Below are 17,312 nucleotides of genomic sequence, written 5' to 3'. Positions count from 1 at the left end.
GATAGGGGTGATTATATGGAAATGCCCATAGTTTCAATAATTGGTAGACCAAATGTAGGTAAATCTACTTTATTTAATAAAATTGTTGGCAGAAAAGTTTCAATAACTGAAGATACTCCAGGGGTAACTAGAGATAGAATTTATCAGAAGGCAACTTGGCTTAATTATAAATTTTTACTTGTAGATACAGGTGGACTTGATTTAAAAGATGAAGATATTTTTATGTCTAGCATAAAAGCTCAAATTGATATGGCTCTTGAAACATCCGATGTTGTAATATTTTTAGTTGACGGAGCGGAAGGTTTGAGCCCGACGGATAGAGAAATCTCACAATTTTTAAGAAAGTCTAAAACAAAAGTAGTTTTAGCAGTAAATAAGTATGATTCAAAAATAACCAAGGAAAACATTTTTGATTTTTATGAACTTGGCTTAGGAGATCCAGTCGGTATTAGCGCAGAGCAAGGTACAGGAGTTGGGGATCTTTTAGATGAAGTAGTAAAAGATATGATTCCAGTTGATGCTATTGAAGAAGATGACAATATAAGGGTTACGTTAATAGGAAAACCAAATGTTGGAAAGTCTTCACTTTTAAATTATTTGACTGGAGAAAAAAGATCTATTGTTACAAATATACCAGGGACAACAAGAGATTCCATTGACTCTTTGATAAAATATAAGGATAATGAATATATTTTTGTAGACACAGCAGGGCTTAGAAAAAAGAAAAAGATAGTTCCTGGAGTTGAGAGATATTCTGTAATAAGAACTCTTACTGCGATTGAAAGGTCAAATGTATGTGTACTTATGATTGATGCACTTGAAGGTGTAACAGAACAAGATTCAAAAATTGTTGGTTATGCTCATGACAACAATAAGGCAATAATTATTGCTGTTAACAAGTGGGATGCATTGGAAAAAGAAACAAAGACAATGAAGAATTTTGAAAGAGATATAAGAATTAAACTTCCTTTTGTTCCTTATGCTCCAATTATTTTTATTTCAGCCAAGACAGGCCAAAGAGTAAATGAATTTTTAGATTTAATAGAAATTGTAAATAACAATTACAATCATAGAATTCAAACAGGAGTATTAAATGATATTTTAAATAGAGCAGTTTTAATGAATCAACCTCCTTCTGACAAGGGAAAAAGAGGAAAGTTATATTATGGCTCACAGGTTAGTGTTAGACCTCCAAAATTTTTATTATTTGTTAACGATAAAGATTTATTCCATTTTTCTTATATTAGGTATATTGAAAACCAAATTCGAGAAACTTATCCTTTTGACGGAACTCCAATAATTTTAGATCTTAAAAATCGTGGGAGTGAAAGAAAAGACAAGGGTCCTAGAAGATGAATTATATTTTAGCTTTTATAATATCTTATTTTATAGGTTCAATTTCTGGTTCCTATATAATTGGAAAAGTTCTTTTAAACAAAGATATTAGAAAATTTGGATCCGGAAATGCCGGCACAACAAATGCAATGAGAGTGTTTGGGAAAAAAGCAGGTATAATGACTTTTTTAATTGATTTTATAAAGGGAATTATCGTTACAGTTTTGATTGGTAAAATTTTTGGTAAAAATTATGTACCTATTGGAATACTTGGAGCTGTTATAGGACACGACTTTCCTTTCTATATGAATTTTAAGGGCGGAAAAGGAGTTGCAACGACTTTAGGGGCATTATCTGCTTTTAATCTCCCATTAACTTTAATTTGTTTTGTAGTTTGGTTTTTGGGCACATTTTTAACAAAAATAGTTTCTATTGGTTCGATTTTATTTTTTATTTCCTTAATTATAGTTTATACTTTAATGTCACAATTATCGTTTTTAAATATTTTTATAATAACTATAGTTGCAGTCTTAGGAATTGTAAGACATAAAGAAAATCTAAAGAGAATTATTAATGGAAATGAAAATAAAATAGGAGGAAAAAAATGAAAATCACATTATGTGGTGGTGGAAGTTGGGGAACTGCAATAGCAAGGCTTTTATCAAATAAAGGACATGATGTAAACTTTTACATCAGGAATAAATCAGTGATTTATGATATTAAAAAAAATAAAGAGAATTCGAAATATCTTCCAGGAGCTAAATTTGAAAATGAGATTAATTTAACTAATAATTTATTAAGCGTGTTAAAGGATATAGATATATTTGTTTTAGCTGTTCCAACTACAAGTTCTAGAGAAATTTTAGAAGAAATAAAAAATTATTTAGGTGAAAATGTAATAATTGTAAACCTATCTAAGGGTTTTGAAGTTGATACATTGAAGAGAATTTCTGAAATTTCTAAAGAAATTTTACCAAGAAATCCTTTTGTGGCACTTTCAGGACCGTCACATGCAGAAGAAGTAGGTAAAGACATACCTACAACAGTAGTAGCTTCTTCTGAAAATTTAGATGCTTCTAAAATTATTCAAAGGGAATTTTCGACTCCAATTTTTAGAATTTATACTAATTCAGATTTAATTGGAGTTGAAATTGGAGGAGCTCTTAAGAATATAATTGCTCTTGCAGCTGGAATGAATGATGGTCTTAATTATGGAGATAATTCAAAAGCAGCTCTTATGACTCGTGGCGTTTATGAGATGAGTAAGCTTGGAATTACACTTGGAGCTAATCCTCATACATTTAACGGACTTTCTGGAATAGGAGATTTAATAGTAACTTGTACAAGTATGCACTCAAGAAATAGACGTGCAGGTATTTTAATTGGAAAGGGTATGTCTATGCAAGATGCATGTAAAGAAGTAGGACAAGTTGTAGAAGGTGTAAAAACTGTTGAATCTACTTATAAACTTTCTAAAATTTATAATATTGAAATGCCAATAACAAAAGTCTTATATGAAATATTATATAAAAATTACGATCCAAGAAAAGCAGTTTATGAATTAATGACACGAAAGAACAAGGATGAAATAGAGCAAATTTTTTTTGAATAACAACATATTAAAAATGTTTATGTTATAATTATTTATTAAATAGGTGGTTTTTTGAACAATAACTTAAAAAAAAATAAAAATTCAAAAAAAAATAAATTTTTGCGAAGGAGATTATTTGCTCTTCTGATTTTTTTACTTTTACTCATGTTTTTTACAAATTTAATAAGGGCAAATCGTGTAAATAACTATAAAACAATTTTTCCAACTTTGACCACATATGAGAAAGATATTGATACTAAAATTTATAATCTTTTTGAGGAAAAAGCTTATTTTGCAAAGGGAGATGGAATAGCTGTTTTTCATACAAGTGAAGGGCAAAAAGTACCTTTAGGATATGAGGTTGCAAATTTAAATTTAATGGAAGATGTATCTTCTTTAAAAGATGAATTAAATAAAGTAAACTCAGCTATAAAAATAAAAAATGGAATAGAACCTCACGAAAAAGAAAATCCTAAAAGTTTCACTAAGAATATTCAGGACTCAATAAAAAACGAGGATTATCAGAATTTGTATTTTGATATAAATTCTCCAGATAATGATTTTAATCCAAATTTAAATGAGTCGGAATTAAAAGAGTATTTAGAAATGTCTAAGGAAAACTTGCTCAATAAAAAATCTGATTTGGAAAATAAAATTTCAAAGTATAACTATTCTTATCTTGCAGAATTCAGCGGTATAGTTTCTTATAAAATTGATGGCAATGAAAAACATTTTAAACTAGATAATCTAGATAAGTTTACTTATAAATATTTAAATAAAAATTATGATTTTAAAAATATAGAAATGGAAACACAAGTTAAAAAGGGAGATCCTCTTTTTAAAATCATTAATAATTTAAATTGGAAACTAGCTTGCACTATAATTGATGTGTCCCAAATATCTAATTATAACATTGGAGATTCTGTAAAAATTCAAATTCCTGATATGCAAGATATTTATGGTAGAGTAGAAAGAATTAATAAGGATAGTAATCATGCAGTTATTATTGTAAATTTAGATCGATACTTCGAGAATATGTATTCAAATAGAATTCATGAAGGAAAAATTATTGTTAATAAAACTAAAGTATTCGAAATTCCTAAATCTACATTAATTGAAAGAAATAATTTAATAGGTGTATATGTTGAAGAAATAAAGGGGCTTGTTAAGTTTGTTCCTGTTGACATTATAAGTGAGTCTAATGAGAGTGTTTTTATTAATAAAGGTAATAAACAATCAGTAATTAATATTGGAGAAAAAAGTTATCAGACAGTAACTGTTAATGACGCTTTGGTAATAAATCCAAAAACTGTTGATGAATCTAGAATTTTAAATTGAGGTGATATTTTGGATTTAAATGATAATTTAAAAAAACTTTATGAAGATATAGAAATTGCAAAAGAGAATTCAAATTTTAATAGAAACATAAACTTAGTTGCAGTTTCTAAAACTCATCCAGTTGATATGATAAAAGATTTTAATGAATTAGGGGTAGTAGATTTTGGAGAAAACAAAGTTCAAGAACTTGTATCCAAAATGGAAGATAATGAAATAGAAGAAAAGATTAAAAATAATAAAATAAATTTTCATTTAATTGGAAATTTGCAGACAAATAAAGTAAAATATATCTATAACAAAGTAAAATTAATTCAGTCACTTGATCGAGTTAAATTGGCAAAAGAAATAAATAAGAGAGCTAAAAAAGATGGCATTCATGTAGATGTATTAGTTCAAATAAATATTGGAGAAGAAGATAGCAAATCTGGTATAAGATATGAGGAAACAGAGAAATTTATATATGAACTTTTAGAATATGAAAATATTAATGTAAAAGGACTTATGGCAATTGCTCCAAACACAGAAGATGAGCTTTTACTTAGAAAGTTATTTGAAAAAATGGATATTATGTTTGAAAATATTTCAGATAAACATTATGAAGGTGTAGAGATGAAATATTTGTCTATGGGTATGAGTCATGATTTTAAATTGGCTATAGAAGAAGGATCAAATATGATTAGAGTTGGCTCTAAGTTATTTGGAAATAGAAATTATAATTAGGAGGATATTATGGCAGAAAAAACTATGGATAAACTTAAAAAAATTTTTGGGTTTGCAGATGAATATGAATATGAGGATTTTGATGACGATTTTGAAAATGATGTTAATGATAATGAGGTAGTTGAACCAGTAGTTACAGCAAAAAGTATTACACATAAAAGTTCTAAACCTAAGGTATCAGGAAACAATATGGTGATTACCGTTCACGAACCACTTTCTTATGACGAATCTCCTCTAATAGTTGATGATTTAAGAGATTATAAAGCGGTAGTACTTAATTTTGAACAACTTGATGTTGATGTTAAAAGACAAATTTTTGATTTTGTTAGTGGTGCACTTTATGCTCTTGATGGAAAAATGCAAAAAGTAAATAAAGATATTTTTATTTTAGCACCTAATAATGTAGAAATTGATGGACTCAAAGAACAATTAAAAAATGATGGAATATTTCCTTGGTAAAATTAGATAGAATAGATTTAGTTAATCATATCAATAGAGTAGAGGACAGGACTTCAATTAGACAAGTTATAGACAAAATTGAAAGTGTTATTAATAATCATATAACTATTTCTACAAATTTTTTAAATCCTCATGAGATTAATTTATCTATTTCCATTTTGAATAGATTTAAAGATAAAATTTCTTATGAAATAGATGGAGGCTACGAAGATAGTGAAGCTAGTTTAATATACATCTACCCAAGTTATAAGTATGAAGGGGATATAGATGATATTGTAGCATTAAAGTTTAAATCTAACGAAAAAATTAAACATAGTGATGTACTAGGAGCTTTATTAGCTCTTAGTATTGATAGAAGAAAAATAGGTGATATTTTGATTGGAAAAAAATTCACTTATTTTTTTGTTAAAAGAGAAGTCGCAAATTTCATAGAAATAAATCTTACAAAAATTTCAAAATATAATATAAATTTATCAAGAGAGGCAAAACCCTGTGATCTACCCAAAAGAGAGTATTATTATAAAGATATTGTCGCTTCTTCTTTTAGACTTGACAATTTAATTTCTAAGGTATTTAATTTATCAAGGGGAAAAGCAAAAAAAATGATTGATTCTGAACTTGTGAAAGTTAATTTTACGAAAGAAAATAGGCCGCATTTTGAACTTGAATGTGGAGATTTAGTTTCTCTTAGAAATTTTGGACGTTTTAGAGTTTTTAATGTAAGAGGAAATACAAGAAAAGGAAATTTTGTCATTGAAGTAAGATTAAATAAATAAGGAGATTTTATGTTTGTTGCCATATTTAGCATCATTTTAGTTATTATAGATCAATTTACGAAATATTTAGTGGTTAAAAATATTGCGGGAAAAAGTCCTATAATTTTAATTGATAATTTTTTAAAACTTTATTATATAGAAAATAGAGGGGCAGCTTTTGGGATATTACAAGGATTTAAATCTTTATTTACATTTATAACTATTGCTGTTTTATTAATATTAATGATATTTTTGTTTAAAAATTATAATAAACTTCCTCATATCTATCTTATAAGTTTTAGCTTTTTAATTGGGGGTACAATTGGCAATTTTATTGATAGAGTTAGACTTAATTATGTAGTTGATTTTGTAAGTATGAGATTTTTTTCCTATGATTTTGCTATTTTTAATATGGCAGATGTCTTTATTGTTGTGGGAACAGTTCTAATTTCAATTGGAATTATACTTCATGACAATAATAGGTGATTTATGTATAAAAATAATTTTACAATAGAATCAGTAGATGCAGGAAATAGGCTCGACAAATTTTTGGAAAGTAAACTTGAAATTAATAGATCACAAATAAAGAAATATATTAAATCTGAAAGTATTTTGGTAAATGAAAAAAATGTAAAGGCAGGATATAGTTTAAAAGAGAAGGATAAAATATCTGTCGCCTACGAAGATGAGTTTAAATTATTGCCTGAGGATATTGATTTTAAAATTATCTATGAAGATGAATATTTAGCCATAATTTCTAAACCTCAAAATCTTGTAGTACATCCTGGTGCTGGTAATAAAAATGGTACTCTTGTAAATGGATTACTTAATAAATTTGAAAATTTGTCAAATCCAATTGACGAACAAAGACCTGGAATAGTTCATAGATTAGATAAAGATACTTCAGGTCTTATGATTATCGCAAAAAAAGATGAAGCTTATTATAAACTTGTAGAAATGTTTAAAAATCGTGAAATAGAGAAACATTATTTAACAATTGTTCATGGAAATATCTATAAAGACTTTCAAATTAATAAGTCAATTGGAAGAGATCCAAATAACAGGGTTAAAATGAAGGTTACAGATAAAAATTCTAAAAATGCATTGACGAGTTTTAAAATTTTAAAAAACTTTAATAAGTTTACTCTTTTAGATGCACATCTTCATACTGGTAGAACTCATCAGATAAGAGTTCATTTATCATATGTTAAACATCCTATTGTCGGTGATTGTGTTTATGGCATTAAAAATGAATTTAAAATTAATAAACAATTACTCCATTCTTATAAACTTAAATTCACTCATCCTATAACTGGAGAATATTTAGATATAACAGATGAATTTCCGAGTAGATTTAGAAAATTTATTGAATTTTTAAGTGAGGAGAAATAAATTGGATAAATATGATGTTATAATAGTTGGAGCAGGAGCAAGTGGAGTTTTCGCTTCCTATGAATTTAAAAAGTTAAATTCTAATTTAAAAGTTTTAGTAATAGATAAAGGTAATATTATATATAAAAGACAATGTCCAATAAAAATGGGCCTAGTGGATAATTGTATAGGATGCAAGCCTTGTAATATTATGAACGGTTATGGTGGTGCTGGAACTTTATCTGATGGAAAGTATAATATAACTACAAAATTTGGCGGTCAAATGCATGATTACATTGGGAAAAATGAATCGTTAAAACTTATGGAATATGTAGATGGAGTTTTATGCGAATTTGATGGTGGAAATTCTAAATTGTATGATACCACTACTTCAAATTTAAAAATGCTTGCTTTAAAACATGATCTTCATCTTTTAGATGCAAAAGTTAGACATTTTGGTACTGATAGAAATGTAAAAATTTTAGAAAAAATATATGAATGGACAAAAGATAAAGTTGATATGATTTTTAACACAACTATTGTAGATGTTGATAAAAATGATAATTTTATTTTAAGGACTGACAAAGGAGAAACATTTCAATGCGATAAGCTTGTTCTTGCCTCTGGAAGAAGCGGGTCTAAGTGGATTTCACAAATTTGTAAAAAATTTAATATAAATCTTTTTTCGAATCAAGTGGATATAGGAGTTAGAGTTGAACTTCCCGGAGAAGTATTTAAACACATTACAGATGCGGTATATGAGTCTAAGATAGTTTATCAGACAAAAGGTTATAATGATTTAGTAAGAACTTTTTGTATGAATCCTTATGGTCAAGTTGTAGCTGAAAATACTAATGGAATTATAACTGTAAATGGTCATTCCTATGCAGATCCAAAATTTCAATCTAACAATACAAATTTTGCACTATTAGTTAGTAATAAATTTACAGAACCTTTTAAGGACTCTAATGAATATGGCGAATCTATTGCAAAACTTAGTAATATGCTAGGTGGAGGAGTTCTTCTTCAACGATTTGGAGATTTAGTTAAAGGAAGAAGGTCAGATGAAAGAAGAATGCTTAAATGTTTTACAGAACCAACATTAAAAGCAACTCCAGGAGATCTTTCTTTAGTTATACCTAAAAGACAACTTGATTCTATTATTGAAATGATTTATGCACTTGATAAAATTGCACCAGGTACTGCTAATGATGACACACTTCTTTATGGAGTAGAGGTTAAGTTTTATAATTCAAGGGTAGAAACAGATTCTAATTTTGAAACTTCTGTGCCAGGTCTTTTTGTAGTAGGAGATGGAGGAGGAGCAACACATTCACTTTCACAAGCGTCAGCTTCTGGTGTATATGTTGCCAGATATATTAATAATCTTATAGTTTGAGAGTATGTATTTGCATACTCTTTTCTTGATAATTAAGTGTTTTTTCAGGTATAATATAGAAATATGAAATGAGGATGTAAATGGAAAATAAAGAATTGATTAATGATATAAATATTAATATTAATGAATATATTAGAAATATAAAAGAAAACATTTATTATAAAAAAGCTATTGTTATAACTCACGGATGTCAAATGAATGAACATGATTCTGAAAAAATAGAATGGCTTTTAGAAAAAATGGGATATGATTTAGTAAAAGATATAAAAGATGCTGATTTAGTTATAGTAAATACTTGTTCAGTTAGACATTCTGCGGAAGATAAAGTTTATGGACAACTTGGAAATTTAAAAAATTTAAAGTCTAAGAAAAAAAATATTAAAGTAGCAGTATGTGGATGTATGATGCAAAGGGAAGAATCAAGAAATTATGTTATTGAAAAATTTCCTAATGTAGATATAATTTTTGGAACTAATAATATTTGGAAGCTTCCAGAATTACTGTCTATGTCCTACAATGGGAAAAAACTTGCAATAGATATTGAAGAAAACCCTGTTAATTTTGATGACACATTAGGAGCAAATAGGCTTTATTCTTTTAAATCCTATGTAAATATTATGTATGGTTGCAATAATTTTTGTTCTTATTGTATAGTTCCTTATACTAGAGGAAGAGAAACTAGTAGAAGACCTGTTGAAATTATTAGAGAAATAGAAAATTTGACTAAAAAAGGCACAAAAGAAGTTACACTTCTTGGTCAAAATGTAAATTCTTATGGGAAAACTTTTGAAGATGAATTTTCTTTTGCAGATTTATTGGAACAAATTAATGATATAGATGGTGTTGAAAGAATTAGATTTATGACATCTCACCCAAAAGATATTTCTGATGAACTTATTTATTCATTTAATAATTTAGATAAACTTTGTAATTTTTTACATTTGCCAGTTCAAGCTGGATCGTCTAGAGTTTTAAAGATGATGAATAGAAAATATACAAAGGAAGATTATTTAAAAAAGATCGATAAAATTAAGAGTATAAATCCAGATATTGCACTCTCAACAGATATTATGGTAGGATTTCCTGGGGAAAGTGAAGAGGATTTTTTAGATACTTTGGATCTGGCTAAAAAAGTTGAGTATGACACAGCTTTTACTTTTATTTATTCGGTTCGCGAAAATACACCAGCTGCCAAAAGAGATGATCAAGTTCCAGATAAAGTAAAACACGAAAGGTTCGAAAGATTATTAGATGTTTTGTATCCAATACAAGAAAAGAAAAACAGAAAGTTTATAGGTAAAAATGTAGATGTACTTGTAGAAGATTTTTCTAAAAAAGATAGCACTAATGTAAGTGGAAGAACTGATGAATTTAAGTTAATAAATTTTAAAGGAAATAAAAGTGATATTGGAAAAATTTTAAAAGTCAAAGTTAAAGATGCAAATAGTTTTTCTTTAGTAGGTGAAAAAGTTGAATCGTGAAAAATTAACTCCCATGATGAAACAATATTTAGCAGTAAAAGATGAAAATCCAGATGCTATTTTATTTTTCAGACTTGGTGATTTTTATGAAATGTTTTTCGAGGATGCTCTTTTGGCTTCAAGAGAACTTGAAATCACTCTTACAAAAAGAGATGCAGGTTTGGATGAAAAGGCGCCAATGTGTGGCGTTCCATATCATGTTGCTTCTAGTTATATATCAAAATTAATTGACAAAGGATATAAAGTTGCTATATGTGACCAAATTGAAGATCCAAAGCTGGCAAAGGGAATTGTAAAAAGAGAAGTTACTCAAATTATAACTCCAGGAACTTTTACAGATACTGAATATTTAAAAAGTGATTTAAATAATTACCTTCTTTCAATTTTTATAGATGGATACTCACTTAATTTTACTTATTCTGACTACTCCACTGGAGAAATATACTTCACAGAAAAAACTTTTTTATCTAAAGATGATCCTTATAATTTTCTAAGAGATGAAATTGATAGGATAAGTCCCAATGAAATCTTATTAAATGAAGAAGCAATTCCTTTTTTCAAAGAAAAAATAAAGAAGGATAATGTATTTATAAATTCTTATATTTCTGAAGAATTAAAAGATTTAGACTTATTAAAAGGTTTTAAAGAATTTTTTAGTGATAATTTTAAAAATAATTTGAATGAATTTATGGGAAATAATTTGTCTGATTTTACTTCTCTTAAAAAGTTGCTTCAATATTTGATAGTTACACAAAAAATAAATTTGAAACATATAAATACTGTTAAATATTATAATAGTTCTGATTTTTTAGTTCTAGATGAAAGTTCAAAGAGAACTTTAGAGCTAGTAAGAGGTTTAAATACTTTTACTAAAAAGGGATCTCTTTTGGAAGTCCTTGATAAATGTAACACTTCAATGGGTTCTAGAAAATTAAAAAAATGGGTGGAAAGTCCACTTATAAATTTAGATAAGATAATTGAAAGACAAAATATAATAGAATCTTTTACAAAAAATTTAATATTAGAAGATAAAATAGAAAAAATCTTAAAAGAAGTTTATGATATTGAAAGACTTGTAGTAAAGATTTCAAAGGGAAGCATAAATCCTCGTGAAATTTATTCACTGAAAAGTACGATAATAAATTCGATAAAGATAAAAAATATGTTAAGAGAATCTGAAAATAAATATTTAATAAAATTTACAGAAGACTTTATTGATTTAACTTATATTTATAATAAAATAGATTCTATCTTAATAGAAGATCCTCCAGTAGTGATAGAAGAAAATAGAATAATAAAAGAGGGATATTCTAAAGATTTAGATGAACTTTTTAAAGTTTCACTGGAAGGGAAAAATTGGCTTTTAGATTTTGAAAAAAGAGAAAGAGAAAGAACTGGGATAAAAAAATTAAAAGTAAAACACAATAAGATTCTTGGATATTTTATTGAAGTAACAAAATCTTATCTAGATGATGTTCCTGATGATTATATTAGAAAACAAACTTTAGTTGGGTCTGAAAGATTTTTCTCTGTTGAATTAAAAGACATGGAGGGAAAATTAATAGGTTCTAAGGATAGAGCTTTGACACTTCAATATGGGATTTACAATGAGTTAAGAGAATATATTGCAAAGGAAATTTATAATATTCAGATTTTGTCTGAAAAGTTATCAAGTCTTGACGCATTATTATCCTTATCAAAAGTTGCAAGTTTAAATAATTATGTTAAACCACAATTTAACAAAGAAGGAATAATTAAAATAAAATCAGGAAGGCATCCAATAGTTGAATCTTACATGAATGATGATTTTTTTGTTCCAAATGACACATATTTAGATAATAAAAAAGAAATGATTCACATAATAACTGGGCCTAATATGGCAGGGAAATCGACTTATATGAGGCAAGTTGCACTTATTACGATTATGTCTCATATAGGATCCTTTGTGCCAGCAGAGAGTGCAGATATTTCTTTAGTTGATAGAATTTTTACTAGAATTGGTGCAAGTGACAATCTTTCTAAGGGTCAGTCGACATTTATGGTTGAGATGAAAGAGGTTGCTGATATTATAGAAAATGCAACGTCAAAATCTCTTTTAATACTAGATGAAGTGGGAAGAGGTACTAGTACATTTGATGGTCTTGCAATTGCAAATGCAATAGTTGAATACATTGCAGAAAATATTAAAGCCAAAACACTTTTTGCTACTCATTATCATGAACTTGTGAATCTAGAAGAAAAATATGATTGTATAAAAAATCTTACTATTGCTGTAGATAGACAAGACGATGATATTATATTTCTTCGAAAAATTATAAATGGATTTACAAATAATTCCTATGGAATAGATGTTGCAAAACTTGCGGGGATTGACAATGTGATTATAAACAGGGCAAAGGAAGTTTTAGATGTAATAGAAAGAGAAAATAAAGATATAAGTATTGATGTAAATAAAGAATATATAAGACAAGAAAGTACAAATCAAGAAATTATAAATTTTGTAAATAAATTAAAAGAAATAGATATTTTGAAGATTAGTCCAATGCAAGCTTTTAATTTATTAAATGAAATTATAAATAAATCTAAGGAGTTAGAATGATTAGACTTTTAGATGACTCAACAATATCAAAAATTGCAGCAGGTGAAATAATAGAAAATTCAGCTTCTATTGTAAAGGAACTTGTAGAAAATTCCATAGATGCAGGTGCTGATGATATCTTGGTTGAAATAAGAGGCGAGAGTACGAATTTTATAAAAGTATCAGATAATGGTTCTGGTTTTTCAGAGGAAGACCTTAATCTTGCTTTTTTGCGTCACTCAACATCTAAGCTTGAAAAAATAGAAGATCTAGAGAAGTTGAGAACTCTTGGGTTTAGAGGAGAAGCACTTGCAAGCATTTCAAATATTTCAAAAATAAAATTAATGACTAAGACAGAAGATGAACTAGCAGGAAATTCTCTTTTAATTGAAAATGGGAAAATTATAAAAAATAATAAAATAGGAATGCCAAGAGGAACTACATTTATAGTTACTGATGTTTTTTATAATACACCTGTTAGAAAAAAGTTTTTAAGAAAAAATAATTCTGAAATTAATAATATAATTGATATTGTGCAAAAAATTGCTTTAAGTAACAATAATGTAAAATTCACACTTATTCGCGATGGCAAGACAATCTTAAATACAGGTAATGACAAAGATTATATAAATAGGATTTTTAGTATTTTAGGTTCAGAAATTGCGTCTTCTTTAAATGAAGGATTTTTTGAGTCAGAAAATTATAAGATAAAGGGATTTTTTTCTGATAATAAATTATTTAGATCAAATAGAGATAGTCAATATATTTTTATAAATGGTCGCTACATCAGGAATATAAATATTTCTAAAGCAGTTGAAAAAAATTATAATTCACTTATTCCACTAAATAGATATCCTGTATTTATTTTATATATTGACATTGATCCTAAACTAATTGATGTTAATATTCATCCTAAGAAGAATGAGGTAAAAATTTCTAATGAAAATATTTTGACAGCTCTTTTATCTGAAGTTGTACAAGAAGTAATTTTTCCTAATAGAAGTATTGGAGAGATAGAAATCGAAGATACGAAGAAAAATATAAATATTTTTGATATTTTTAACGAAAGTAAAGAATTAGATAGTGATATTCCAAATGACACTGATACAGCGGAAACTACAAATTTAAGGAGTCTTTGGGATATTGAAGGTAAATCTTTAGAAGAAAATTTAAATAGTCTAAGTAATTTTAAAGAAGACGATGTTTTATATAAAAAGGATAGTTTCAACAAGGTGACTTTTACAGATAAAGACTTTGCTAATGAGGAAAAAAGCTTTTTAGAACCTAATGAAAAAGGTCACATTGATGAAAAACTTTTAAATACAAAAATTGTGGGAATACTTTTTAAAACCTATATACTTTTAGAGAATAAAAGAGATTCAATTTGTTATATTGTAGACCAACATGCAGCACATGAAAGAGTAAATTATGAAAAATTTTTAAATATGTATTTAAATAGTGATATTGCTTCACAAATCTTAATTAAGCCAGAAATAATTGAATTAAATCAAGTTGAATACGATAAAATAGAAAATTACTTAGATTTATTTGTAAAACTTGGATTTAAAATAGAAGATTTTGGAGACAATACAATAGTTTTGCGTGAAGTTCCCATGATTTTTGGACTTCCAACTTATGTAAATTTTATAAGAGATATTATAGATTCTCTTGATAAAGACATCTCATCAAATTATGAAGCAGATTTATATAAAATAATGAAAAAGGCCTGCAAAGCATCTGTAAAAGCGGGAGATGATCTTTCAGATATGGAAGTCGAAGCTCTTATAAGAGATTTAAAAAATTGTGAAAATCCTTACACTTGTCCTCATGGAAGACCAACAGTTATAGAAGTTTCAAAGCACACTATTTCAAAATTATTTTTGAGGGAATAAAATGGAAAATTTAGTAATAATAACAGGCCCCACTGGAATTGGGAAAACTGAATTGTCACTTGAACTTGCGAAAAAATATAATGGAGAGATTATTTCAGCAGATTCTATGCAAATTTATAAAAAATTAAATATTGGAACAGCGAAAATTGATTTGAATAAAACGGATATACCTCATCACATGATAGATATAATTGATCCAGAAGATAAATTTTCTGTTGCTGATTTCAAAAAAGAAACAAAAAAAATTATTAGTAATATTAATACAAGAGGAAAGATACCATTCTTAGTTGGAGGAACTGGACTTTATATAAATTCAATTGTTTATAATTTAAACTTTACAGAGACTGAGCCAGATTATGAATATAGAATTAAGTTAAATCACTTATTAGAGAAAAATGGTAGTGAAGTTTTATATAATAAGCTTTTTGAAATTGACGAAGGTATGGCAAAAAAAATCCATAAAAACAATGGTCAAAGAATAATTAGAGCTCTTGAAATTTTAAAAAATGGAAATAAAAAAGAAGATAAATTTAGAGAGGAAAATGATGATTATAACTTAACTTACATTGGACTTAATATGGATAGAGATAAACTTTATGAAAAGATAAATAATAGAGTTGATTTGATGATAGATAAGGGTCTTGTGAAAGAAGTGAAAAGTTTAATTGAAAAGGGACTTGATAAAAACTCACAATCGCTTAAAGCTATTGGATATAAAGAAGTTATTTGGTATTTAGATGGTAAGATTTCCTATGATGAAATGATTGAATTAATAAAGAAAAATTCAAGACACTATGCAAAAAGACAACTAACTTGGTTTAGACGAGATGACAGAATAAAGTGGTTTGACAGAGAATCTGAGAATATTTTAAAATTATTAGAAGAATATATAGAATCTAAATTAGAAAATTAAAAACATTTAATTAGGCGACTTCGTCGTCTTTTTTCATTGCACTAAGTGCTTATTAATATTAAAATAAAATAAAAATAATAAATGGGAGATAAAATTGACAATATATAATAATTTATTTAAAAACGAATACAATATAGATGAAAAGATAATAAATTTTGTAAATAAAAATGAAGAAAAACTTCGAAAAGATTTCAAAAAATTTAGTGACATTGCTCAGTACAATCAAGTTAAAGTTTTAAAAGCTATGCAAGCTGAAAAATTAAAGTCTACAGATTTTAATTGGACTACTGGTTATGGCTATGGAGATGTTGGAAGAGATAAAGTCGAAAGTATTTATACGAAAATTTTCAAAACTGAAGATAGCTTAGTAAGATCAAATATAGTTTCAGGAACTCACGCTATAACAATTGCAATTAAATCAATTTTAAATCCAGGTGATCATTTTTTATCTGTCACATCAACTCCTTACGATACACTTCAAAAAGTAATCGGTCTTCGTGGAGATAATCCTGATTCGCTTATTAATAGAGGTTATGAATATTCTGAAGTGCCTCTTTTAAATAATAAGATTGATGTAAAAAATATTAGAAATTATATAAGAGAAAATACAACTCTTGTAATAATGCAAAGATCAACTGGATATTCAAATAGAAGAGCTTTTACAGTTGATGAACTTAAAGAGGCTGTAGATGAAGTTAAAAAAATAAATAGAAATATAAAAATTTTTGTAGATAACTGTTATGGAGAGTTTACAGAGTTAATAGAACCAAGTGAAATTGGAATAGATTTAATGGCAGGATCACTTATAAAGAATCCAGGTGGTGGAATTGCATACACAGGAGGATATATAACTGGAAAATCTAAATTTGTAAATCGTGCTGCAAATATTTTAACTGCACCAGGAATAGGCAAGGACTGTGGACTTACCTTTGGAATGACTAGACAAATACTTCAAGGATTATTTATGTCGCCAAAAATTGTTGAAGATGCATTAAGGGGAGCCACACTTTTTTCAAAATGTTTTGAAGAATTAGGATTTAAGACAATTCCATCAAGTGTGGATAAAAGAAGTGATATTGTAACTGCAATTGAACTTAAAAATCCAGATATACTAGAAACTTTTTGCAAATATATTCAATTTTCTTCTCCTGTTGATTCAGAATTTACACCAATGCCTTGGGATATGCCAGGATATGATGACAAAGTAATAATGGCAGCAGGAGACTTTATAGAAGGATCATCAATTGAACTTTCAGCAGATGGGCCAATGAGAGAACCTTATTATGTTTACTTTCAAGGAGGACTCTCTTACTATCATATTAAATTTGCACTAATTCATTTATTAAATGCCCTTGATAAAGAAAATTTAATTGTAATTTAATAGTGTTAAAATGTTTTTGTTGGTTTCTCATATTCTAAAATTAAGTCAAATTTAGTATTTTTATTTTCATTTTGATTACTAAATTTAATTGAATAATAT

15 protein-coding genes are annotated in these 17,312 nt (G+C 27.2%); all 15 read left to right on the top strand.

Features of this window, described 5'->3' with window-relative positions:
- Window positions 1–15 precede the first annotated feature (15 nt).
- The 15 genes from der to BQ5450_RS00515 all read left to right on the top strand — a co-directional run bounded on the left by der (window position 16) and on the right by BQ5450_RS00515 (window position 17,213).
- Window positions 16–1,356 (top strand): ribosome biogenesis GTPase Der, encoded by a 1,341-nt coding sequence (gene der, locus BQ5450_RS00585; protein WP_071125630.1) that lies wholly within the window; start codon window positions 16–18, stop codon window positions 1,354–1,356.
- On the top strand, window positions 1,353–1,943 hold the full coding sequence (gene plsY, locus BQ5450_RS00580) for a glycerol-3-phosphate 1-O-acyltransferase PlsY (RefSeq protein WP_071125629.1): 591 nt from the start codon (window positions 1,353–1,355) through the stop codon (window positions 1,941–1,943). The genes der and plsY overlap by 4 nt, the downstream gene beginning before the upstream one ends.
- Window positions 1,940–2,947 carry an NAD(P)H-dependent glycerol-3-phosphate dehydrogenase gene (locus BQ5450_RS00575; protein ID WP_010242345.1) on the top strand — a complete coding sequence of 336 codons (1,008 nt, stop codon included), beginning with the start codon at window positions 1,940–1,942 and terminating at the stop codon, window positions 2,945–2,947. Before plsY ends, BQ5450_RS00575 begins: the two co-directional genes overlap by 4 nt.
- Before the next feature lie 51 nt (window positions 2,948–2,998).
- Window positions 2,999–4,264, top strand: a complete 1,266-nt coding sequence (locus tag BQ5450_RS00570; protein WP_071125628.1) for a biotin/lipoyl attachment domain-containing protein — start codon at window positions 2,999–3,001, stop codon at window positions 4,262–4,264.
- Between the two features lie 9 nt (window positions 4,265–4,273).
- The gene (locus tag BQ5450_RS00565; RefSeq protein WP_010242347.1) at window positions 4,274–4,984 is read left to right on the top strand and encodes a YggS family pyridoxal phosphate-dependent enzyme; all 711 of its coding nucleotides are present in this window, start codon (window positions 4,274–4,276) and stop codon (window positions 4,982–4,984) included.
- Window positions 4,985–4,993: 9 nt separating this feature from the next.
- Complete coding sequence (locus tag BQ5450_RS00560; protein ID WP_010242348.1) at window positions 4,994–5,443, top strand: cell division protein SepF; 450 nt, start codon at window positions 4,994–4,996, stop codon at window positions 5,441–5,443.
- Window positions 5,437–6,219, top strand: coding sequence for a YlmH family RNA-binding protein (locus tag BQ5450_RS00555; RefSeq protein ID WP_071125627.1), 783 nt, complete (start codon window positions 5,437–5,439; stop codon window positions 6,217–6,219). Before BQ5450_RS00560 ends, BQ5450_RS00555 begins: the two co-directional genes overlap by 7 nt.
- A 9-nt stretch (window positions 6,220–6,228) precedes the next feature.
- The gene (lspA, locus tag BQ5450_RS00550; protein ID WP_010242350.1) at window positions 6,229–6,684 is read left to right on the top strand and encodes a signal peptidase II; all 456 of its coding nucleotides are present in this window, start codon (window positions 6,229–6,231) and stop codon (window positions 6,682–6,684) included.
- A gap of 3 nt (window positions 6,685–6,687) precedes the next feature.
- Window positions 6,688–7,590, top strand: a complete 903-nt coding sequence (locus BQ5450_RS00545) for an RluA family pseudouridine synthase (protein ID WP_071125626.1) — start codon at window positions 6,688–6,690, stop codon at window positions 7,588–7,590.
- Between the two features lies 1 nt (window position 7,591).
- Window positions 7,592–8,968 (top strand): NAD(P)/FAD-dependent oxidoreductase, encoded by a 1,377-nt coding sequence (locus tag BQ5450_RS00540; RefSeq protein WP_071125625.1) that lies wholly within the window; start codon window positions 7,592–7,594, stop codon window positions 8,966–8,968.
- Window positions 8,969–9,048: 80 nt separating this feature from the next.
- Window positions 9,049–10,449: a tRNA (N6-isopentenyl adenosine(37)-C2)-methylthiotransferase MiaB gene (gene miaB, locus BQ5450_RS00535; protein WP_010242353.1), complete on the top strand. Its 1,401-nt coding sequence runs from the start codon at window positions 9,049–9,051 to the stop codon at window positions 10,447–10,449.
- A complete protein-coding gene (gene mutS / locus BQ5450_RS00530; protein WP_316054580.1) occupies window positions 10,430–13,048 on the top strand; it encodes a DNA mismatch repair protein MutS in 2,619 nt (872 codons plus the stop codon). The genes miaB and mutS overlap by 20 nt, the downstream gene beginning before the upstream one ends.
- On the top strand, window positions 13,045–14,919 hold the full coding sequence (mutL, locus tag BQ5450_RS00525; RefSeq protein ID WP_010242357.1) for a DNA mismatch repair endonuclease MutL: 1,875 nt from the start codon (window positions 13,045–13,047) through the stop codon (window positions 14,917–14,919). Before mutS ends, mutL begins: the two co-directional genes overlap by 4 nt.
- A 1-nt stretch (window position 14,920) precedes the next feature.
- A complete protein-coding gene (miaA, locus tag BQ5450_RS00520; RefSeq protein WP_071125624.1) occupies window positions 14,921–15,832 on the top strand; it encodes a tRNA (adenosine(37)-N6)-dimethylallyltransferase MiaA in 912 nt (303 codons plus the stop codon).
- A 94-nt stretch (window positions 15,833–15,926) separates the two neighbouring features.
- Complete coding sequence (locus BQ5450_RS00515; RefSeq protein WP_071125623.1) at window positions 15,927–17,213, top strand: methionine gamma-lyase family protein; 1,287 nt, start codon at window positions 15,927–15,929, stop codon at window positions 17,211–17,213.
- Window positions 17,214–17,312 lie beyond the last annotated feature (99 nt).

It is taken from the genome of Peptoniphilus lacydonensis (assembly GCF_900106515.1).
GTDB lineage: Bacteria > Bacillota > Clostridia > Tissierellales > Peptoniphilaceae > Peptoniphilus_A > Peptoniphilus_A lacydonensis.
The sequence above is the reverse complement of the archived record's forward strand: the minus strand, read 5'-3'. Positions and strand labels throughout refer to the sequence as shown.